This is a genomic window from Mycobacterium sp. 29Ha (assembly GCF_032883055.1).
GTDB classification, from domain to species: Bacteria; Actinomycetota; Actinomycetes; order Mycobacteriales; family Mycobacteriaceae; genus Mycobacterium; species Mycobacterium gallinarum.
On record NZ_JAMQTI010000013.1, the window covers coordinates 47,497 to 66,741 of the forward strand.

General features: G+C 66.5%; 19 protein-coding genes and 1 pseudogene. 9 read left to right on the forward strand and 11 right to left on the reverse strand.

All coding sequences use genetic code 11. The features are described 5' to 3' along the window. Positions 1 to 56: 56 nt before the first annotated feature. From M1248_RS17875 to M1248_RS17895, 5 genes are read left to right on the forward strand one after another with little or no spacing between them, the layout of a single operon-like run. Positions 57 to 365, forward strand: a complete 309-nt coding sequence (locus M1248_RS17875) for a DUF3263 domain-containing protein (RefSeq protein WP_083124120.1) — start codon at positions 57 to 59, stop codon at positions 363 to 365. A 52-nt stretch (positions 366 to 417) separates the two neighbouring features. Further along, a complete protein-coding gene (locus M1248_RS17880) occupies positions 418 to 879 on the forward strand; it encodes a LytR C-terminal domain-containing protein (RefSeq protein WP_174262157.1) in 462 nt (153 codons plus the stop codon). Between the two features lie 10 nt (positions 880 to 889). After that, positions 890 to 1,600 (forward strand): superoxide dismutase[Cu-Zn], encoded by a 711-nt coding sequence (gene sodC / locus M1248_RS17885; protein ID WP_163734305.1) that lies wholly within the window; start codon positions 890 to 892, stop codon positions 1,598 to 1,600. After that, on the forward strand, positions 1,557 to 2,714 hold the full coding sequence (locus tag M1248_RS17890; protein WP_317149242.1) for a glutamate--cysteine ligase: 1,158 nt from the start codon (positions 1,557 to 1,559) through the stop codon (positions 2,712 to 2,714). Before sodC ends, M1248_RS17890 begins: the two co-directional genes overlap by 44 nt. 2 nt (positions 2,715 to 2,716) lie before the next feature. After that, a complete protein-coding gene (locus M1248_RS17895; protein WP_163734310.1) occupies positions 2,717 to 3,352 on the forward strand; it encodes an LON peptidase substrate-binding domain-containing protein in 636 nt (211 codons plus the stop codon). A 7-nt stretch (positions 3,353 to 3,359) separates the two neighbouring features. Here the strand turns inward: M1248_RS17895 and M1248_RS17900 are convergent, their stop codons facing one another. From M1248_RS17900 to M1248_RS17930, 7 genes are all read right to left on the reverse strand, one after another. After that, on the reverse strand, positions 3,360 to 4,169 hold the full coding sequence (locus M1248_RS17900) for an SAM-dependent methyltransferase (RefSeq protein WP_163734313.1): 810 nt from the start codon (positions 4,167 to 4,169) through the stop codon (positions 3,360 to 3,362). Next, positions 4,156 to 4,515 carry a monovalent cation/H(+) antiporter subunit G gene (gene mnhG / locus M1248_RS17905; RefSeq protein WP_163734316.1) on the reverse strand — a complete coding sequence of 120 codons (360 nt, stop codon included), beginning with the start codon at positions 4,513 to 4,515 and terminating at the stop codon, positions 4,156 to 4,158. Before mnhG ends, M1248_RS17900 begins: the two co-directional genes overlap by 14 nt. Further along, entirely contained in the window at positions 4,512 to 4,799 is a 288-nt protein-coding gene (locus tag M1248_RS17910) for a monovalent cation/H+ antiporter complex subunit F (RefSeq protein ID WP_163689293.1), read from the reverse strand. The genes mnhG and M1248_RS17910 overlap by 4 nt, the downstream gene beginning before the upstream one ends. Further along, positions 4,796 to 5,329: a Na+/H+ antiporter subunit E gene (locus tag M1248_RS17915; RefSeq protein WP_163734319.1), complete on the reverse strand. Its 534-nt coding sequence runs from the start codon at positions 5,327 to 5,329 to the stop codon at positions 4,796 to 4,798. Before M1248_RS17915 ends, M1248_RS17910 begins: the two co-directional genes overlap by 4 nt. Further along, positions 5,326 to 6,918: a Na+/H+ antiporter subunit D gene (locus tag M1248_RS17920; protein ID WP_317149243.1), complete on the reverse strand. Its 1,593-nt coding sequence runs from the start codon at positions 6,916 to 6,918 to the stop codon at positions 5,326 to 5,328. Before M1248_RS17920 ends, M1248_RS17915 begins: the two co-directional genes overlap by 4 nt. Before the next feature lie 66 nt (positions 6,919 to 6,984). Further along, on the reverse strand, positions 6,985 to 7,455 hold the full coding sequence (locus tag M1248_RS17925; RefSeq protein WP_163734325.1) for a Na(+)/H(+) antiporter subunit C: 471 nt from the start codon (positions 7,453 to 7,455) through the stop codon (positions 6,985 to 6,987). Beyond that, complete coding sequence (locus tag M1248_RS17930; protein WP_317149321.1) at positions 7,452 to 10,331, reverse strand: Na+/H+ antiporter subunit A; 2,880 nt, start codon at positions 10,329 to 10,331, stop codon at positions 7,452 to 7,454. The genes M1248_RS17925 and M1248_RS17930 overlap by 4 nt, the downstream gene beginning before the upstream one ends. Before the next feature lie 129 nt (positions 10,332 to 10,460). Between M1248_RS17930 and M1248_RS17935 the strand changes: the two genes are divergently transcribed. Further along, positions 10,461 to 11,885, forward strand: a complete 1,425-nt coding sequence (locus M1248_RS17935) for an FAD-dependent monooxygenase (protein WP_163734331.1) — start codon at positions 10,461 to 10,463, stop codon at positions 11,883 to 11,885. On the opposite strand, the gene M1248_RS17940 is transcribed toward M1248_RS17935, so the two are convergent. Together M1248_RS17940 and M1248_RS17945 are read right to left on the reverse strand one after the other, a co-directional pair. Beyond that, entirely contained in the window at positions 11,876 to 13,162 is a 1,287-nt protein-coding gene (locus tag M1248_RS17940; protein WP_163734334.1) for an SLC13 family permease, read from the reverse strand. The two genes, M1248_RS17935 and M1248_RS17940, sit on opposite strands and share 10 nt — an antisense overlap. 12 nt (positions 13,163 to 13,174) lie before the next feature. Further along, positions 13,175 to 13,678 carry a CBS domain-containing protein gene (locus tag M1248_RS17945; RefSeq protein WP_232076306.1) on the reverse strand — a complete coding sequence of 168 codons (504 nt, stop codon included), beginning with the start codon at positions 13,676 to 13,678 and terminating at the stop codon, positions 13,175 to 13,177. A gap of 153 nt (positions 13,679 to 13,831) precedes the next feature. Between M1248_RS17945 and M1248_RS17950 the strand changes: the two genes are divergently transcribed. Together M1248_RS17950 and M1248_RS17955 are read left to right on the forward strand one after the other, a co-directional pair. After that, positions 13,832 to 14,686, forward strand: a complete 855-nt coding sequence (locus M1248_RS17950; protein ID WP_163734340.1) for a sensor histidine kinase — start codon at positions 13,832 to 13,834, stop codon at positions 14,684 to 14,686. Continuing rightward, positions 14,686 to 15,342, forward strand: a complete 657-nt coding sequence (locus M1248_RS17955) for a response regulator (RefSeq protein ID WP_083124133.1) — start codon at positions 14,686 to 14,688, stop codon at positions 15,340 to 15,342. The genes M1248_RS17950 and M1248_RS17955 overlap by 1 nt, the downstream gene beginning before the upstream one ends. 16 nt (positions 15,343 to 15,358) lie before the next feature. On the opposite strand, the pseudogene M1248_RS17960 reads toward M1248_RS17955, so the two are convergent. Beyond that, a pseudogene (locus tag M1248_RS17960) lies at positions 15,359 to 15,772 on the reverse strand (DUF1707 domain-containing protein); the annotation flags it as partial. A 186-nt stretch (positions 15,773 to 15,958) separates the two neighbouring features. Between M1248_RS17960 and M1248_RS17965 the strand changes: the two are divergent. Next, on the forward strand, positions 15,959 to 17,011 hold the full coding sequence (locus M1248_RS17965) for a methyltransferase domain-containing protein (protein ID WP_163734346.1): 1,053 nt from the start codon (positions 15,959 to 15,961) through the stop codon (positions 17,009 to 17,011). 13 nt (positions 17,012 to 17,024) lie between these two features. Here M1248_RS17965 and M1248_RS17970 read toward each other — a convergent pair whose 3' ends face one another. Beyond that, positions 17,025 to 19,244 carry an AAA family ATPase gene (locus tag M1248_RS17970; RefSeq protein ID WP_317149244.1) on the reverse strand — a complete coding sequence of 740 codons (2,220 nt, stop codon included), beginning with the start codon at positions 19,242 to 19,244 and terminating at the stop codon, positions 17,025 to 17,027. Between the last annotated feature and the right edge of the window lies 1 nt (position 19,245).

The window sequence follows — 19,245 nt, forward strand, 5'->3', positions numbered from 1 at the left end:
ATGAGCGCCGAACCACAGCGATGTCATTTCGAATGTTGGAAGGGTCCAGGAGCGAGATGGACGGCGCAATCGCGCGGACTGAGCAATCCGGAAACGACCCTGCGCTGGCCGATGGGCTGACCCGGCGCGAACACGACATCCTGGCGTTCGAACGTCAGTGGTGGAAATACGCGGGTTCCAAGGAAGACGCGATCAAAGAACTGTTCTCCATGTCGGCCACCCGCTATTACCAGGTGCTCAACGCGCTGGTAGACCGCCCCGAGGCGCTCGCAGCCGATCCGATGCTGGTCAAACGGCTGCGGCGGTTGCGGGCGAGCCGGCAGAAGGCGCGGGCGGCGCGACGGCTGGGCTTCGACGTCACCTGAGGCCGTAAGGGCATTCGCCGACCTGCTTGTCCGGCTGGATACAGTGAACGCAATGAATCAGCAGAACTCCTCTGGCCTACCCCTGCGTGCCATGGTGATGGTGCTGCTGTTCCTCGGCGTCGTGTTTCTCCTGGTGGGATTCCAGGCGATGGGTTCAGGAGACGACGACGGCGAACAGTCGCCCATCGCGACGAGCACGCCGACCGTCACCACCGCCAGTCCGACAGAGTCACCGGAACCGGCCAAGCCCGAGGTCCGGGTGTTCAACATCTCGACAGTGCAGGGTGCTGCGGAGGGCACCGCCAACCGGTTGCGTGAGGGCGGCTGGACCGTCGCCGAGACCGGCAACCTCGAGCTGCCCGACGTGACAGTCAACACCGTGTACTTCACCGACGCCCCAGGGGAGCGGGACGCCGCCGAGGAAGTCGGCAGATTGTTGGACGCGCCGGTCGAACCGCGACTGCCCGAATTGGCCGAGCAGCCGCCGGGCGTGCTCGTGGTGGTGACCGGCTAGGCTCTTGCACATGCTCAAGAACGTCGCTGTTGCAGCAGGCTTCGCCATCCCCGCCCTCGTGTTGAGCGCATGCAGCGCCCCCGAACAACCCGCAACCACGCCGGGTACCACGCCGTCGGTGTGGACCGGCTCGCCGGCACCGTCTGCAGCGCCAGGTGAGCAGGGCGGTGGCCACGGAGGAGGCGAGGGTGAGGCCGCCAGCGGCGAGACGCTGAAGACCGAACTGAAACTCCCGAACGGGACGACGGTCGCCACGGCCGAGATCGCGTTCTCGGGCAACTACGCGACCGTCACGGTTCAGACCACTGAGGCCGGCGAACTCGCGCCCGGCTTCCACGGACTGCACATCCACTCGGTCGGCAAGTGCGAGGCGAACTCGGTCGCGCCCACCGGCGGTGCGCCGGGCGACTTCAACTCGGCCGGTGGACATTTGCAGGTGGCCGGACACAGCGGACACCCCGCGAGCGGCGACCTCTCGTCGTTGCAGGTTCGCGAGGACGGCTCGGCGTTGTTGGTGACGACCACCGACGCGTTCACCGCGGCGGACCTGACGGGTGAGGCCAAGACCGCGATCATCATTCACGAGAAGGCCGACAACTTCGCCAACATCCCGCCGGAGCGTTACCAGCAGGTCAACGGAGCGCCTCCGCCGGACGAGACCACCCTGGCAACCGGCGATGCCGGAAAGCGCGTGGCCTGCGGTGTCATCGGCGCCAGCTAACCGCCACATCGATTTCGTCGCCTCACCCCGGCCGACGCTGGGAGTGGAGTGGGAGTTCGCACTCGTCGACGCCGAAACCCGGGACGTGAGCAACGTCGCGACCGAGGTGATCGAGGAGCTCGGGGAGAACAACCCTCGGGTCCACAAAGAACTGCTGCGCAACACCGTAGAGGTCGTGACCGGCATCTGCGATTCCGTCCCCGAGGCGATGGACGACCTGCGGTCGACGCTGCGGACCGCACGCAAGATCGTCCGTGATCGCAACATGGAGCTGTTCTGCGCGGGTACGCATCCGTTCGCCCAATGGACCTCCGAGAGCCTGACCGATGCGCCCCGCTACGCAGAGCTGATCAAGCGCACGCAATGGTGGGGTCGCCAGATGCTGATCTGGGGCGTCCATGTGCACGTGGGCATCTCGTCGGCGCACAAGGTGATGGCGATCAACACCTCACTGCTCAACCACTACCCGCATCTGTTGGCGCTTTCCGCATCGTCGCCGTTCTGGGATGGTGAGGACACCGGCTACGCGTCCAACCGCGCGATGATGTTCCAGCAGTTGCCGACGGCCGGACTGCCATTTCACTTTCAGACGTGGCGGGAGTGGGAAGGCTTCGTTCACGATCAGAAGAAGACCGGCATCATCGACCACATGAACGAGATCCGTTGGGACATCCGGCCCTCGCCGCACATCGGAACGGTGGAGGTGCGGGTCTTCGACGGGGTTTCCAACATCCGTGAGTTGAGCGCGCTGGTGGCGTTGACTCACTGTCTGGTCGTCGACCTCGACCATCGTCTGGACGCGGGCGAGCGGCTGCCCACGATGCCGCCGTGGCACGTACAGGAAAACAAGTGGCGCGCAGCCCGTTACGGCCTGGACGCGGTGATCATCCTCGACGAAGACAGCAACGAGCGTCTGGTGACCGACGATCTCGACGACCTGCTCAATCGACTCGAGCCGGTCGCTGCGTCGTTGAACTGCGCCGACGAACTCCGGCTGGTCTCCGACATCTGCACCTCGGGCGGGTCTTATCAACGGCAACGGCGGGTCGCCGAGGAGCACGACGGCGACCTGCGTGCGGTGGTCGACGCGCTGGTCGCCGAATTGGACATCTGAGGATGCTCGTCACGCCCATGTTTCCGCTGCAGGTGGCGATGCTGCCCGGCGAGGAACTACCGTTGCGGATTTTCGAACCGCGTTACGCAGCATTGGTTTCGGACTGCCTGGCTCAGCCTGAAGCTCCGGCGTTCGGCGTGGTGTTGATCTCGGCGGGCCGCGAGGTGGGCGGCGGTGACATGCGCAGCGACGTCGGCGCGATGGCACGCATCGCGGAGGCCGCCGACCTAGGGGAGGGCCGCTATCGCTTGCGGTGTGTGATGGCCGAGCGGATTCGGGTGGTGGAGTGGCAGCCGGACAACCCGTACCCGCGCGCGGCCGTGGAGGAGTGGCCCGACGAACCGGGTGACGCCGTAGACGTGGACGCGATCAGGGACATCGAGGACCGCATGGTCGCGCTGTTCGAGCGGATCGCCCAGGCGCGTGGAGCACAGGTGGTGGCGCGGGACATCGTCGCCGGCGCGGACGCGTCGGGGGATGTCGCAATGTGGCTGTACGCGTTGGCATCCCGTCTGCCCATGGGGCAGGCCGACCGGTACGCCGTACTGGCCGCGCCCACTGCCGCTGCGCGGGTAGCCGCGCTCAGCGAAGCCGTGGACACCGTCGCCGCAATGGTCGAATTTCAGCTCTCCGAGTAGGTTTCGGCTAGCCCCGCACGCCCTCGACGAACGTGGTGCGCGGCGTGATGTCCTCCGTGGGCGGGCGGCGATAACGCAGCATCAGGGCGTCGGCTTCCTCCGACGACACCCGCCAGCCGTGATCCATCAGCCAGTCGGCGACGTCGGCGCGGTCCTGTTCCTGGCGGTTGGCCAGATATTCGGGATCGAAGAACCCGGCGCCGAACGATTCGACGCCGATCCGGCTGCCTGGCGCACTGAGTTCGTGGATGCGCTCGAACAACACGTCCTGGCCCTCGGCGGGCAGGTGGGGCAGCAGGCCCTCGGCAATCCACGCGGTCGGTTCCTGCGGGTCGAAACCCGCGTCGCGCAGGGCTTTCGGCCAATCCTGGCGCAGGTCGATCGGCACAGGGACGTAGCGGGCGGCCGGTCGATCGTCGGTCAGCGTTTCGGCCTTGAAGGCGAGCACCTTCGGCTGATCGATCTCGAATACGACGCTGTCGTTCGCCCACGGCAGCCGCCACGCCCTGGCATCGAGACCCGCCGCGAGGATGACGGCCTGCACGACGCCGTGTGCATTGGCGGCGATGAAGAAGTCGTCAAACCACTTGGTGCGCGAGGCGGCGTAATTCGAGATCGCCCGGTTCCGTTCGACGATGTGCGACGGCGGCAGCTGCCAGCCGCGGGCCATCGCGGCATCGACGAAGCGTTGGGCGTACGAGTCGGTGAACAGCGGACAGCTCGCGGACGCTTCCTGCGCACGGGCCCACGCCGCCCCGAGCGCGGTGGCGCCGACACTCTCGGTGATGCCCGAGCCGTCGTCGTCAGTTCTTGCCATTGCCACCATTCTCGGGTTCGGCGAACTCGTACAGCTCGTCCTTGGTCAGCAGGTCGTCGCGAACGTTCTGCTCGCGGTAGGCCAGCTGGCCGACCCGGTTGGCCACCACCGGTGCGGTGATCACGGTGAACAAGCCGGTGAGGACGAGCATGCCGACATCGATGTTGCCGCTCAGCCGGATCGCCGCGCCGGCGAGCACCAACAGCAGTCCGAGCACCTGCGGTTTGGATGCCGCGTGCATGCGCGTCAGCGTGTCCGGGAAGCGGACCACACCCATGGCCGCGGTCAGTGCCAGCGCGGAGCCGCCGAGGATGAGCACCGCGACCGCGACGTCGAGCACGTTCATCGTTCTCCCCTTGTGATGCCTGAGTTGTCGATGTCCGGCACACGGAATCTGGCGACGCTCACCGAGCCGACGAAAGTGATCAACGCCAACGCGGCCATGCCGTACGTCACCGTCGTGTCGAGGCTGAACGCAGCCCAGGTGCCGATGCCGCACATCGTCACGGCGACGAGGGTGTCCAGCGCCACCAGCCGATCGAGTGTGCTGGGGCCTGCGAGTAACCGGATCATCGTGACGCCGGCCGCGGCCGTCAGCATCACCGCCGCGGCAATCCAGACATAATTCATGCGCTCTCCTTGTCCGGTGAAGGCCGCCAGTCGGTTTCGCGCTCGAACGCCCGCACGAGCAGCCGCTCCACCCGGGCGACCTGGACGTAGAAGCGGGCGACGGCGCGTTCATTGCCGACATCGATCACGTGCATGTAGAGCATGCGCCTGCTCTGGTCGATCTCCAGCACGATCGAACCGGGAATCAGGTTGAAGATGTTGACGGCCAATGCGAGCACGAGATCGGACTTGACCGCCAGATGGGCACGCAGCACCGCTGACAGCGGTGGCGGCCCGGGCCTGATGGCCAGGAACGCGATCTGCACCGACGACAGCACCAGGTAGTAGCCGACGGTGACTAGCAGCCGAAGCAGCGACAGCGGGTGCACCCTGCCCTCGACGGGCACCGCGGGCAGCGGCAGCAGGAGCGTGATGACCAGCGCGACGAGCAGGCCGGAGAGGACATTGGCCGCAGAGAACGTGCCCCACAACAGAATCCACACCAAGATCAGCCAGCACACCACCCAGACGCGGAGCACGATGTTTCTCATCTGCCCATCACCGCCGAGATGTACTGGCCGGGGTCGAGGACCTCTTCGGCGGCGCGTTCGCAATAGGCGAAGAACGGCCCGGCGAGAATCGTCATGGAGAGCCCTACCGCGATCAGCGCTCCCGTCGGCAGCAGCATGCCCACCGGCATCCTGCCCACGTCGTCGCGCTTCAAGAAGTTAACATCCTCGGAATCGTCGAGCAGCGCCGCTGGTGCGGCCGCCGACAGATGTCCTTCCGGGGCATCCTCGCGCGACCGCCAGAAGGCCTTCGTCCACACCCGGGTGATCACGTACAGCGTCAGCAGGCTGGTGACCACGCCGCCGCCGACCAGAGTCCACGCCAGGACCGAGCCGTTCTCGGCGCCCGCCTCCAGCAGCGCGACCTTGCCGATGAACCCGGAAAACGGCGGAATGCCACCGAGATTGAGGGCGGGCACCACGAATACGAACGCGAGGATGGGGCTGGCGGCGGCCAGCCCGCCGAGACGTTGCAGCGTGGACGCGCCGGCCTGACGTTCGATCAGCCCGACGACGAGAAACAACGTCGTCTGCACCACGATGTGGTGGGCCACGTAGTAGATGGCACCGGACATGCCGAGCTCGTTGGACAGTGCGATACCGAAAACCATGTAGCCGATGTGGCTGACCAGAGTGAACGACAAGAGTCTCTTGATATCGCTCTGCGCGATCGCACCGAGGATACCGACGAGCATGGTCAGCAGTGCCGCCACGAGCAGCAGCGGATCCAGGCCACCGACGGGGAACAGCAACGAATGTGCCCGGATGATCGCGTAGACACCCACTTTCGTCAGCAGGCCGGCGAACACCGCCGTCACAGGTGCGGGCGCGGTCGGGTAGGAGTCGGGCAACCACGCGGAAAGGGGGAAGACGGCGGCCTTGATGCCGAACCCCACGAGCAGCACCGCGAACAAGGCCGTGCGGGTGCCCGACGAGACGCCCTCGAGTCGCAACGCCAACTCGGCCATGTTCAACGTGCCGGTCGCCGCGTAGACGAGCGCGATGCCGAACAGGAACACCAGCGAGGACACCATCGACACCATGACGTACGAGATGCCCGCGCGCACACGGTCCTTGCTGCCACCGATGGTCAGCAGCACGAAGCTGGCCGACAGCAGCACCTCGAATCCGACGAACAGGTTGAAGAGGTCGCCGGCCAGGAATGCGATGCAGACGCCTGCCGACAGCACCAGGTAGGTCGGCAGGAAGATCGACACCGGTTGGCGGTCGTCGCCGTCTCGGATGCCCTGACCGATGGCGTAGAACACCACGGCCAGCAGCACTATCGACGACACCAGAAGCATCAGCGCCGACAATCGGTCCACCACGAGGGTGATGCCGAGCGGTCCCATCCCGGGCTCCGAGGGCCCCCAACCGCCGACCTGAAGGGCCAGCGTTCCGTCGCGATCGGCGAGGTACAGCAGCAGAGCGCATACGACGACGACCACCGACAGCGCGCCGAGGGCGATGACTCGTTGCAGTCGTGGCCTGCGGCCGGCGAACATCGTCACGGCGGCGGCAAGTGTCGGGATCAGCACCGGCAACGGCGTCAACACCGCGGGCAGTGTCATGCGCGATCCGCCTTCGCTACTCGCTCGGCTGTCATGGGCGATCCGCCTTCGCTACTCGCTCGGCTGTCATCGCGAGCCCTCATATCCGGGTAGCGCGTCCAACTCGTCGGGCTCGTCGGTGTCGCGGGCCGCATCTGCGCGTAGCCGATCCTCTTCGATGGTCACGGCGTCCTTGGCGGCGATCTCCGAGACCCTTGCATCCTCTGGATCGTCACCGACTTCCTCTTCGGTGGTCAGTCGGTACGACCGGTACGTCATCGCCAGCACGAACGCGGCGATACCAAATGTGATGACGATGGCCGTCAGAATCATGCCCTGCGCCAACGGATCTGCGGTGGTGGTCTGGCCTTCGCTGGTTCGGCCACGGATCGGCGGGTTACCCGACGGGCCGCCGACGGTGAGGATCAGCAGATTGATGGCGTTGCTGATCAACAACAGCCCCAACAGCATCCGCGTCAGGTTGCGTTCCAGAAGCAGGTAGACACCCGCGCTGGTGAGGCCGCCGATCATGATGAGCGGGACGAGGTAGGTGCTCATGCCGAGTTCACCGCCCCGCGCTGCTGGCCCATCTCCACGTCGATGCGGGCACCCAGGCTGCGCAGCACATCGAGCACGAGTCCGACGACGATGAGGTAGACCCCGAGATCGAAGAACAGCGCCGTGACGAACTTGACCGTTCCGAGCACGGGCACGTCGAACTCGATCAGCGCCGACGACAACACCGGCGCACCCACCAGCAGTGAGGTCACCGCGGTTCCCGCGGACAGCAGCAGCCCGCTGCCCAGGATCTTGCCCGCGTCCAAGGGCAGCGTCTCACCCAGTTCATAGCGTCCGCCGGCGAGATACCGCAGCACCAGCGCGAGCCCCGCGGTCAGCCCTCCCGCGAAGCCCCCGCCGGGAGTGTTGTGGCCGGCGAAGAAGAAGTACGCCGACAGCACCATCATGAGCGGGAAGATGATGCGCGTCGCGACCTCGAGGACCAACGAACGGTGTCGGGGGTCGCGCAACTCGCTGCCCCTCAGCCACGTGATGTCGCCTGCCGCCGGGCTGTGCGTCGTCATGGGCAGGCGTCCGATGTCGGGCTGGCCGGCGTCGGAGACCCTCGGGGCCGTCCCGAACCGCCTGTGCCGGAACACCATCGACGCCACACCGGTCGCGGCAACCAGCAGCACCATGATCTCACCCATGGTGTCCCACGCGCGGATGTCGACGAGCAGCACGTTGACGGTGTTGGCGCCGTGTCCACGGAAGTACGCTGCGTCGGGGAGCAAGTCGGCGATCGGCGTACCGGTGCGGGCGGCCATCGCGAAGACGGCCAGCGTGGTGACCGTCCCGCCGACGGCGATCGCGAGTGCTGCTCGCGCCACCCGGAACCGGTTGATGTGCGTGCGGTCCGCCTCGGCGGGCAGTGTGCGCAGCACCAGGACGAAGATGACCAGCATCAGCGTTTCGACCAAGAACTGCGTCAGCGCCAGATCGGGTGCGCCATGGAACGCGAAGATCGCGCCACAGCCGTAGCCGGTGACCCCGACCAAGAGCACGGCCGCGAGCCGGTTGCGCAGCATGGTCGCACCGAGCGCGGCCGCCAGCACGATCAACCCGACCACGAGCTGAACGGGTGAACCCCACAACAAGAAGTCCGGTCGATCCCGGGCGCCCATCGCCAACGCCGCGACGGGGACGAGGACCAGCGTCGACAGGATGACGGACTGCGTCGCCGGAATCGAACCGCGCTGCGTCACCGCGGTCAGCTGGACCGACAGAACGTCCAGGCCGCGGACGGCCGCATCGTAGATCCGGTCGGCGTTGCCGAGCGGTTCGCGCACAACGCGAACGCGACGCAGGCGCGACCGCCCGAAGAATGCCGCGCTGCCGACCGCGAGGACGAGAACCGACAACAGCAGCGGCAGTCCGAGTCCGTGCCACAGCGCGAGGTCGTAGTCCGCGCCGCCGGGGACCGTCTCCGCGTAGCTGTCCAGTACGGTGTCGAGGTGCGTCGGCCACAGTCCGAACAGCAGGCCTGCGGCCGCGAGAAGCGCGGGCGGCAACATGAAAGCGACTTCGGGGCGGTGCATTTCGGCCACCCGAGTGCTGGGCTCCGGTCGTCCCTTGCGGCCGAAGGCGCCCACCAGGAAACGCAGGCTGTAGATGGTGGTGAACACCGAACCGAGCACGATGCCAGCGAGGACGAACGGTGCGGCCGAGCCGAGAACCGGGCTGTGCAGCACTGTTTCGAGGTCGGCCTCCTTGGCGACGAAGCCGAAAAACGGTGGCAGCGCCGCCATGCTTGCCGTCGCTCCGATCGCGATGATCAGAAGGCTCCTGCTGCGGGCGCCGAGCCATGCCAGCCTGCGAATGTCACGGGTACCGGTGGCGTGGTCGATGACGCCGACGACCATGAACAGCGACGCCTTGAACATCGCGTGCGCGACCAGCATCGCCAGCCCGGCGAGCATCATGTCGCTACCGCCGGAGCCCACCATGACGGTGATCAGCCCGAGCTGGCTCACGGTGCCGAACGCGAGGATCAACTTGAGGTCGTACTCCCGCACCGCCCGCCAGCCCGCCATCAACATCGTCAGGATGCCGAGGGTGATCACGATGGGCCGCCACGGCGGAGAATCCGCGAAGCCGGGCGTCATGCGCGCCAACAGATAGACGCCGGCCTTGACCATCGCCGCGGCGTGGAGATACGCACTGACCGGTGTCGGGGCGGCCATCGCTCCCGGCAGCCAGAAGTGCATGGGCACGATCGCCGATTTGGACAGCGCCCCGACCAGGACGAGCACCACACCGACGGAAGCGGCGATGCCTGTGGGCGGTGACGCGATCAGCTCGGAGAGCAGGTAGGTGCCGGCCATGTTGCCGAGCACGATGATGCCGACGAGCATCGCCAACCCGCCGAACGTCGTGACCAACAACGCCTGGGTGGCGGCGCGGCGGCTCGTGGCGCGCTCGGCGTAATGACCGACCAGCAGGAAGGACAACACCGTGGTCAGCTCCCAGAACACATAGAGCAGCAGCATGTTGTCGCTGGTCACCAGGCCGAACATGGCGCCGGAGAAAGCGACCAACTCGGCGGCGAAGCTCGGTAGCCGCTTCTCGGTGTGTCCGTCGTGGTGCTGGAAATAGTCGGCGCAGTAAAAGAGGACGAGGGCGCCGATGGCCAGCACCAAAACGCTCATGATCGCCGCGAGCGAATCAAACCGAAGATTGAAGTTCATCGACAACTCGGGCACCCATGGCACGTCGACCGTGGATGCTCCCCCGGGAGCGGGCCAATTGGCCGCAACCCAGACCAGTGAACCCAGCGGCACCAATGCCAATGGGTAGAACGCCATCCGTCCCCAGCGGTACACGAGCAGGGGAGCCAGAGCGGTTGCGACCGCGTGGGCGATGAGGATGGCGAGCAAGGGCACTCCGTTTCTGTCGTAGGTCGGCGGTGAGCCGTCGGCGAAGGGCAGATAGCGGGGTGTCAGCCGGGTTAGGGCTCTGGACTTATCGCCAGTCTACGTGGGCCGATGCAGCTACCATCCGGCGTCATGGACACAGCCGATGTGGTAGTGGTCGGCGCTGGGCCTACCGGTCTGATGCTGGCCTGCGAACTCGCCCTTGCAGGCGTGGCGGTCCGGGTGCTCGAGGAACGCGCCTCGGCACCGAACATCACCAGGGCCTTCGCCGTGCACGCTCGCACCCTGGAACTGCTCGACGCGCGCGGGATGGCCGAGGCTCTGGTGCCACGCGGGGTGCAGGTGTTCGAGCTCGCTCCGCCCGGCGGTACGACGGTCGACCTGCGGGAGCTGCCCGGCAGGTACGCGATGCTGTTGATCGTCCCGCAGAGCGGCACCGAGCACGTGCTCGAGACCCGCGTCGGCGAACTCGGTGTCCCCGTCGTGCGCGGAGCTGAAGTGATCGGGCTGACCCAGGACGACGGTGGTGTCACGGTCGCGTGTGCCGACGGGACGTCGATCCGCGCGAAATACGTGGTCGGCTGCGACGGTGCCCACAGCACCGTCCGCGCTCAGGTCGGCATCGACTTCGCAGGCAAGCAGTACGAGACGCACATCCTGCTGGCCGACGTCGCGTTGGCGCGCGCACCGTCCGACACCCTGACCGGGGTGACCAACGAGCGTGGTGTCGTCCTGATGATCCCGTTCGGCGATGGCTGGTTCCGCGCCATCGCATGGGACCGGTTGCGTGAACAGGCGCCGCTGACCGAACCGGTGACGCTGGACGAGATCCGCGATTCGTTCGTCCGCATCGCCGGTGAGGACTACGGCATGACCGAGATGAGGTGGAGTTCGCGGTTTCTGTCCGAACGCAGACAGGCGCGGCACTACCGGTCGGGCCGGGTGTTCATCGCAGGTGACGCCGCCCATGTGCATTCGCCGCTCGGCGGCCAGGGCATGAACACCGGCATCGGCGATGCGATGAACCTGGGCTGGAAGCTGGCGGCCGCGGTCAATGGATCGGCGCCGACGTGGTTGTTGGATACGTACGAAGCCGAGCGGCATCCGGTCGGCGCGGCGGTGCTTCGCACGACCGACGCCTTCAACCAGGTGGTGCTCGGACGCTCGAAAGTGCAACGCATCGCACGCACTATCGTCATCGGAACGCTGACCCGGGTGCCCAAGACCAGGCGACTGATGCGCGAGTTCCTCAGCGGTATCGGAATCGCCTACCCGCGCAAGCGCGGCGACCACGCGTTGGTGGGCCGCCGGATGCCCGACGTCGACTGCAGCGGCGAGCGCGTCTACGAATTGTTGCGCGCGGGGAAGTTCGTGTTGATCACGGCGACGCCGGTGGACACCGGCCGCTCCGACCTCGTGCACGTCGTCGGCAGGCATCCGGAGCTTTCCGCCGCTGTTCTGGTGCGGCCCGACAGCTACGTGGCCTGGGCCGACGAGCGGGTCCCGAGCGCCGCCGAATGTGTTGCGGCAGTGGATAACTGGATGCATCAGAAGTAGCGCAGCCACACATAGACCCAAGCGATCGCGGTCGAAAGCAGCGTCACAACAATGCCGTAGCGGGTGAATCGCCAAAAGCTGATCGCGTGACCGGCCCGCTGCGCAATACCGATGGCGACGACGTTGGCGCTGGCGGCGATAGCGGTGCCGTTACCCGAGAAGCATGCACCGAGCGCGAACGCCCACCACAAAGCTCGGCCGGTGTCGGCGTCCGGTGCCTGCGCGGCCATGTCCTCGACCACCGGAGTCATCGTCGCCGTATACGGAATGTTGTCGACGAACGCGCCGAGAATGGCGGATCCGAACAGCAAACCCGTTGCGGCGAGGAAGAAGTCGTCGCCGAACAGGTTGACCGCAGCGTCGCCGAGCCACCCGATCACACCGGTGTGCACCAGGCCCGAGACCATAGCGAACAGGCCCATGAAGAACACCAGCGTCGGCCATTCCACCTCGGGCAGCACCTCGGCCACGTCGACGTTGGTGACCAACAGCATCGTGCCCGCACCCAGCAGTGCGACGATGGATGGCGCCACATGCAGCACCGAGTGCAGGCTGAAGCCGACGATCACCAGCACCAACACCGCCATCGACCGCAGAAGCAGGCCGGTGTCCTTGATCGCTCGCCGTTCCTGCAGCGCCATCACCTTGTCGAGGCGCATATGGTTGGCGCGCAGATCGTTTCGGAACAGAAACTTTGTGAAGAGGACGAACAGCGCGAAGATCACGAGCACAATCGGCGCCATATTCACCAGAAAGTCGTTGAACGTCAGGCCGGCCCGGCTGCCGATGATGATGTTGGGCGGATCGCCGATGAGTGTTGCGGCCCCGCCGATGTTGGACGCCAGCACTTCGGCGATCAGGAACGGCTGCGGCGCGATCTCCAGCCGGTCGCAGATGACAAGCGTGACCGGTGCGACGAGCATGATGATCGTGACGTTGTCGAGTACCGGTGAGGCTACGCCGGTGATGACCATCAGCATCACCATGAGCCGAAACGGCTTGCCCTTGGAGCGTTTTGCGGCCCAGATCGCGAGGAAATCGAAAAGCCCCGTCTGCTTGATGACGCCGACGATGACCATCATGCCGAGCAGCAGGAAGATGACGTTCCAGTCGATGCCCTCGTGCTCGGAGTAGAAGATCTGCACGCCGGGGGTCAGGCCGAGCAGCGTCATCAGGCCTGCGGCGACCAGGACGGTTTTAACCTTGTTCGCACGCTCGGTCGCCAGAAACCAGAAGGCGACGACAAATATCGCCAGCGCCAGAAGAGGAGCCAGCACGGGGCCGGTGGATCAGTCGTTGGGGCCGGCCACGGCCAGGCTCGTGAGTAGCCGCTCGAGCGTCACCGCACCGACCAGCTTTCCCCCACGGTCGACGACCGCGATCAGCGGACTCCGTTTGTTGGCCATCACGGTGGCGATCTCGAGGAGGGTGGCGTCCGGGGCCACCGTCACGGGTTTGGCGACCGGGGTGGGAAGGCAGTCGCCCACGGTCAGTCGGCCCGGACCGTGCCAGAACAGGTCGGCGTGGATCTCGTCGACGGTCCGCACGAGCGCCGGATCGTCGCGGTAGGACTCGGGGATCGTCAGTCGCAGGACTTGGGTCCCGGGCAGCACGGCAACCGGACGGTCGGACTCGTCGACCACGACGAGGCCAGGTAGCCGGTTGACCACCATCAGCTGTACGGCCTTGGACACCGGGTCATCCATCCGCACCGTCGGTGGGGTCACGGCGATTTCATGTGCTTGCATGAGTTCGTTCCAATGGGTGCCGGCGGTGTCTGCGGTAAGCGTCATCGTCCTCGTCCTCCGGTCATTTCGTCGACTGACCGTGCATGTTGAGGGTCAGTCTGGGCGGGGGAGAAGTGGCACACCATCGGGTCTGACCCCCATTCGGGCGAGATGTGGCCTGTATGGACAAACCTCGGTATGACTTGTCACCCTGGGGCTATGAGTCGGGCGCGCACTCCGGCGGCCGCGCTGTTTCGGCGTGTCTTCCTGATCAACGGACTGATCTTCGTCGCCGGGACGTTGATTTTGGCGCTGTCTCCCGCGTCGGTGTCATCGCGCATCAAGCTGACCGAGATACCGGTCCTGGTCGTCGGGCTGGCGGTGATGCTGACGGCGAATGCGCTGCTGCTGCGGTCGAGCCTGGCCCCGTTGCTGAAATTTGAGCGGACGACGGCGGGCGCGACCGCGCTGGCCGCCCAGGAGAACGAGCGTCAGCGCATTGCCCGCGAACTGCACGACGAGATCGGGCAGACCCTCACGGTCGCCTTGCTGATGCTCAAACGCGCTGTCGATCTCGCGCCGACGGAGATCAAGAGCGAACTCGCCGGGACGCAGGAGGCGGTGCGCGCCAGCCTCGACGAGCTCCGCAGCATCGTGCGTCGATTACGCCCGGACGCGCTCGAAGACCTCGGACTCACCAGTGCGCTCAACGCGCTGTGCAGTGAGTTCGCTCAGGCCACCGGCTTGACGGTGGTCAAACACATTGCCTCCCAAGCTGATCGGCTGCCTGCCGATGTGGAGTTGGTCTGCTACCGGGTCGCCCAGGAGAGCCTGACCAATGTCGCGCGGCATGCCGTCGCCCACAAGGTGTGGCTCGACATGCACACCACCGCGGATCAGCTGACACTGCGGATCGCTGACGACGGACGGGGTGGCGTCGCCGACGAGGGTGCGGGGATCAACGGGATGCGCGAGCGGGCGGTGCTGGTGAACGCGGCGCTGACGATCACCTCTGTCAAGGACGAGGGCACCGAGGTGCGCCTGGTGATTCCGCTGCCGGGGCGGGACGGCTGATGCTCGCCTCTCCCGCGCGGATTCTGCTCGCCGACGACCACGCCCTGGTGCGCAGCGGGCTGCGGATGATCATCGATGCGGAGCCCGATCTCACCGTGGTGGCAGAGGCGGCTGACGGCAGCGAAGCCCTCGACGTGCTCGACCGCACACCGGCCGACCTGGCGATCCTCGATATCGCGATGCCGCGCATGACGGGTCTGCAGGCAGCGAGGGAGATGAATCGCAGGCATCCGCATGTGCGGATCCTGATCCTGTCGATGTATGACAACGAGCAGTACTTCTTCGAGGCCCTGAAAGCCGGCGCCTCGGGATATGTGCTGAAGTCGGTCGCGGACCGCGACCTGCTGGAGGCATGCCGCGCGACGCTGCGCGGTGAGCCGTTTCTGTACGCGGGCGCAGTGACTGCGCTGATCCGGGACTATCTGCACCGGGCGCGGCAGGGCGACGCGCTGCCCGACACCATCCTCACGCCGCGCGAGGAGGAGGTGCTCAAGCTGATCGCCGAGGGCTTGTCGACCCGCGAGATCGCGACCACGTTGAGTATCAGCGCCAAGACCGTCGACCGTCACCGGACCAACACGCTGGCCAAACTCGGGCTGCAGGACCGGGTCGCGTTGACGCGCTATGCAATTCGCGCAGGACTGATCGAGCCCTGACGCGCCGCACATCCACCGGGGGGACCGCGAACCGGATCGGCACCGCGTGTCCGATGACGCCGATGCCGGCACCGAGGATCGGCCAGATCGGCCAGAAGTACCAGGCGCCCGCGGTGAGACCGACGGCCAGCCACACCGTCAGCACGATGACGACCATCGCGAGGTAGGCCGCGAGGTGGATCTGCACGCCGCGCCTGGCCGCCTTCTGGCGAGCCTGCCTGCGCGCCGGGTCGTTGCGCCGGATGCGGTCCAGCGGCAGGTCTGCGACGAGTTCGTGTAGTTCCGCGGTGGTGTGAGCGGCGAATGTGGCCTGCAGGCGCGTCTCGTACTCGTCCAGTACCAAATAGCCCTGCGCAAGGGCTTGGCCCAGCAGGTTGGAAGTCTGTTCACGCTCGCGATCGCCGGCTCGAATCGTCAATGGCGCGGTCATCGTGGCCTCCCGAAGCTCATCTTGACAGTGTCTAGTTCTAGTCCGACTATGCCCTTTGAACTAGTCACTGTCAAGATGTATTTCCCTGGGCACAGACGTCCGGATGGGAGCGGTCAATATCCGACGCGGGCCGCTCGTCGCGCCCACTATGGACACCTCACTTCTGATCGGTGAAAGGAGGCGGCCATGGCTGTCGACGAAGCGAAGTTGAACGAATTTCTCGGTAAGGCGGTGGGCGACCTCGGGGCCGCGATGAGTGCGACGCTGATGCTCGTCGGCGATCGACTCGGGCTGTATCGCGAGCTGGCGAAAGGCGCACTGACGTCGTCCCAGCTGGCGCAACGCACAGGAACCGACGAGCGCTATATCCGAGAATGGCTCGGGAATCAGGGCGCGGGCGGATACGTGGAGTACGACCCCGCATCCGACGAGTGGTCGATGAGTCCAGAGCAGGCGTTGTGCCTGACCGATCCGAACGGACCGGTCGACATGCCCGGCGCGTACAACATCGTCGAGGCGACCTTCCACGCCCTCGAGCACACGCTCGAGAACTTCAGGTCTGGCCGCGGTATGGAGTGGGGAGATCATCACCCCTGCCTGTTCGAGGGAACGGAGCGCTTTTTTCGCGCTGGCTACAACGCGAACCTGATCGGCTCGTGGCTGCCGGCGCTCGACGGCGTCGTCGAAAAACTGGAGAGCGGGGCCAAGGTCGCCGATGTCGGATGCGGCCACGGTGCCAGCACCATCCTGATGGCGATGTCCTTCCCCGAATCGGAGTTCGTCGGCTACGACTATCACGACGAGTCGATCACGGTCGCCACCGAGAAGGCCGCTGCCGCAGGGGTTACGAACGCGCGTTTCGAAGTCGCCGATGCCGTCGGCTACCAGGACAAGAGCTTCGACCTCATCGCGTTCTTCGACTGCCTCCACGACATGGCCGATCCGGTCAATGTGTCGCGCCATGCGCGCGAGGCGATCAACGACGACGGCACCGTGATGCTCGTCGAGCCGTTCGCGAATGACCGGGTGGCCGACAATCTGAATCCGGTGGGTCGCGTGATGTACGGCGCGTCCACCCAGATCTGTGTCCCGGTTTCGCTGGCCCGGAAAGGTCCGGCGCTGGGCGCCCAGGCAGGTGAAGCGCGGCTACGCGAAGTCGTGGTCGACGGTGGCGGGTTCACCCGTTTCCGCCGGGCCACCGAGACTCCGTTCAACCTCGTGCTCGAGGCTCGGCCCTAGTCGACGAAGGTCGTCAGCGGGCGGCAGAGAACGCCCGTAGCGACTCGACCTGGACGGGGTCGAGCGACGGCCGCACGGTTTCGCGGGCCTTGGCCACGTCGTCGGCGGTGACCGCGGCGGCGTCGATGGAGCGCCGCATCGCCGTCAGCGCGGACTCCCGCAGCAACGCCACACAGTCGGCGGCACTGTAGCCCTCGAGCCCGGCCGCCAGCGCATCGAGGTCGACATCGTCGGCGAGTGGCACGGATTTGCCTGCCGTGCGCAAGATCTCGCGGCGGGCTTCGGCGTCGGGCGGTTCGACGAAGACAAGCTTTTCGAGCCGGCCGGGCCGTAACAACGCCGGATCAATCAGGTCGGGCCGGTTCGTCGCGCCGAGCACCACCACGTTGCGTAGTGGTTCGATGCCGTCGAGTTCGGTGAGCAGCGACGCCACGACCCGATCGGTGACACCGGAGTCGAAGCTCTGGCCGCGCCGCGGCGCCAGCGCGTCGAGTTCATCGAGGAAGACCAGCGACGGCGCCGAGTCGCGCGCGCGCCGGAACAGGTCGCGGACCGCCTTCTCCGAGGAGCCCACCCACTTGTCCATCAGCTCGGCACCCTTGACGGCATGCACGCTCAGGCGACCAGAGCTGGCCAGCGCCCGCACCACGAACGTCTTGCCGCAGCCGGGCGGGCCGTAGAGCAGGACGCCGCGCGGAGGCTCGACGCCGAGGCGCTCGAACGTCTCCGGATGCTGCAGTGGCCACAGCACGGCTTCGGTGAGCGCCTGTTTGGTCTCGGCCATGTCGCCGACGTCCTCGAGCGTCACCGATCCGACCGAGACCTCCTGGGTCGCCGACCGCGACAGGGGCCGGATCACGCTGAGCGCGCCGGTCAGGTCGTCCTGTGTCAACGCGGGCGGCTCGCCGTCGGTGCTGGCCCTGGCCGCCGCCCGGAGTGCGGCCTCGCGCACCAGCGCGCACAGGTCGGCGACGACGAAACCCGGTGTACGTTCGGCAATTTCGGTCAGGGCGAGATCACCGGCGGGCACGTCCCGCAGCAGCACCTCCAGCAGCTGCTTGCGGATGGCGCCGTCGGGCAGGCTCAAGCCGAGCTCGCGGTCGCAGAGGTCGGGTGCGCGCAGGCGCGGATCGACGTTGTCGGGCAGCGCGGACGTGGCCACGAATGCCACGCCACGGGTGGCGACGGCATTGCGCAACTCGGTGAGGATCAGTGTCGCAACGGGTTCGGCGGGTGAGGGGAGCAGCGCGTCGATGTCCGTGATGAGCAGCACGCCGCCGCCGTCGCGGACGGTGGATACCGCAGCCGCAACACGGGTGAGCCGGTCCTCGGCGCGTAGTGCCCCGACCTCGGGTCCGTCCAGCTCGACCAGGCGCCGGTCGGTGCAGACCGTCCGCACCATGGTCGCCTTTCCGACGCCCGCCGGACCGGAGACAAGCACGCCGAGATTGGCTGTCGCGCCGAGTGTTTCGAGTAGCTGCGGTTGGTCGAGGGCGAGCTTGAGCCACTCGATCAGCCGCGACGCCTGGGCGTGTGCGCCCTTGAGGTCGTCGAAACTGACGGTGCTCGCCGTCGACTCCTTGGCGGCGGTGACGGTCGGTTGCCCCGACGATGCGGGTATGGACGGAGTCACCCCGTCGCCCCAGCTGACGAGCGAATTGGGCTGGATGCTCACCGGTCCCACGGGATCGACACCAGTCACCGTCAGCAGTTCCGACGTCCACGTGATGCCGACCGACGACGCCAGCGCCGACGTCGCTGCCGACGTCGGGATGTCGGGACCGAGTTCTCGGGGGAGCAGCGACACCGTGTCGCCCACCGTCATCACCTTGCCCAGCAGTGCCTGACGCAGCGTCGCCGGTGAGATCGACCGGGTCGCGAGGTTCGAACCGGACAGTGTCACCGATCGTGCGCCGTGCACCGTCACAGGCGCGACGAGCACCGTGGTGTCCTCACGTACGCCTGCGTTGGACAGTGTGACGTCATCGAGCAGCGCGGTGCCGGTGGGCGTGCCCGGCGGTGCCACTGCGGCCACCGCTGCGGTGGTACGGGAACCCGTCAGCGACACCGCGTCCCATTCCCGAATGCCGAGCGCCGCAATGACTTCCGGATGAAGGCGGACGACTCCACGCCGAGTGTCCAACGCTGAGGTGTTCAGGCGCGCGGTCAGCGTCAGCTGCTGCTTGAGGGCGGGACGGTCGCTTGCCGACTTCCCCGAATCGAAACCGGTCACG

Coding starts and splice junctions, on each gene's coding strand:
- M1248_RS17925 (WP_163734325.1), bottom strand. CDS start 7,455: ATGAGCACCTACCTCGTCCCGCTCATCATGATCGGCGGCCTCACCAGC.
- M1248_RS17875 (WP_083124120.1), top strand. CDS start 57: ATGGACGGCGCAATCGCGCGGACTGAGCAATCCGGAAACGACCCTGCG.
- M1248_RS17920 (WP_317149243.1), bottom strand. CDS start 6,918: ATGACACTGCCCGCGGTGTTGACGCCGTTGCCGGTGCTGATCCCGACA.
- M1248_RS17910 (WP_163689293.1), bottom strand. CDS start 4,799: ATGAATTATGTCTGGATTGCCGCGGCGGTGATGCTGACGGCCGCGGCC.
- sodC (WP_163734305.1), top strand. CDS start 890: ATGCTCAAGAACGTCGCTGTTGCAGCAGGCTTCGCCATCCCCGCCCTC.
- M1248_RS17900 (WP_163734313.1), bottom strand. CDS start 4,169: ATGGCAAGAACTGACGACGACGGCTCGGGCATCACCGAGAGTGTCGGC.
- M1248_RS17935 (WP_163734331.1), top strand. CDS start 10,461: ATGGACACAGCCGATGTGGTAGTGGTCGGCGCTGGGCCTACCGGTCTG.
- M1248_RS17895 (WP_163734310.1), top strand. CDS start 2,717: ATGCTCGTCACGCCCATGTTTCCGCTGCAGGTGGCGATGCTGCCCGGC.
- mnhG (WP_163734316.1), bottom strand. CDS start 4,515: ATGAACGTGCTCGACGTCGCGGTCGCGGTGCTCATCCTCGGCGGCTCC.
- M1248_RS17915 (WP_163734319.1), bottom strand. CDS start 5,329: ATGAGAAACATCGTGCTCCGCGTCTGGGTGGTGTGCTGGCTGATCTTG.
- M1248_RS17945 (WP_232076306.1), bottom strand. CDS start 13,678: ATGACGCTTACCGCAGACACCGCCGGCACCCATTGGAACGAACTCATG.
- M1248_RS17950 (WP_163734340.1), top strand. CDS start 13,832: ATGAGTCGGGCGCGCACTCCGGCGGCCGCGCTGTTTCGGCGTGTCTTC.
- M1248_RS17955 (WP_083124133.1), top strand. CDS start 14,686: ATGCTCGCCTCTCCCGCGCGGATTCTGCTCGCCGACGACCACGCCCTG.
- M1248_RS17880 (WP_174262157.1), top strand. CDS start 418: ATGAATCAGCAGAACTCCTCTGGCCTACCCCTGCGTGCCATGGTGATG.
- M1248_RS17890 (WP_317149242.1), top strand. CDS start 1,557: ATGCCGGAAAGCGCGTGGCCTGCGGTGTCATCGGCGCCAGCTAACCGC.
- M1248_RS17965 (WP_163734346.1), top strand. CDS start 15,959: ATGGCTGTCGACGAAGCGAAGTTGAACGAATTTCTCGGTAAGGCGGTG.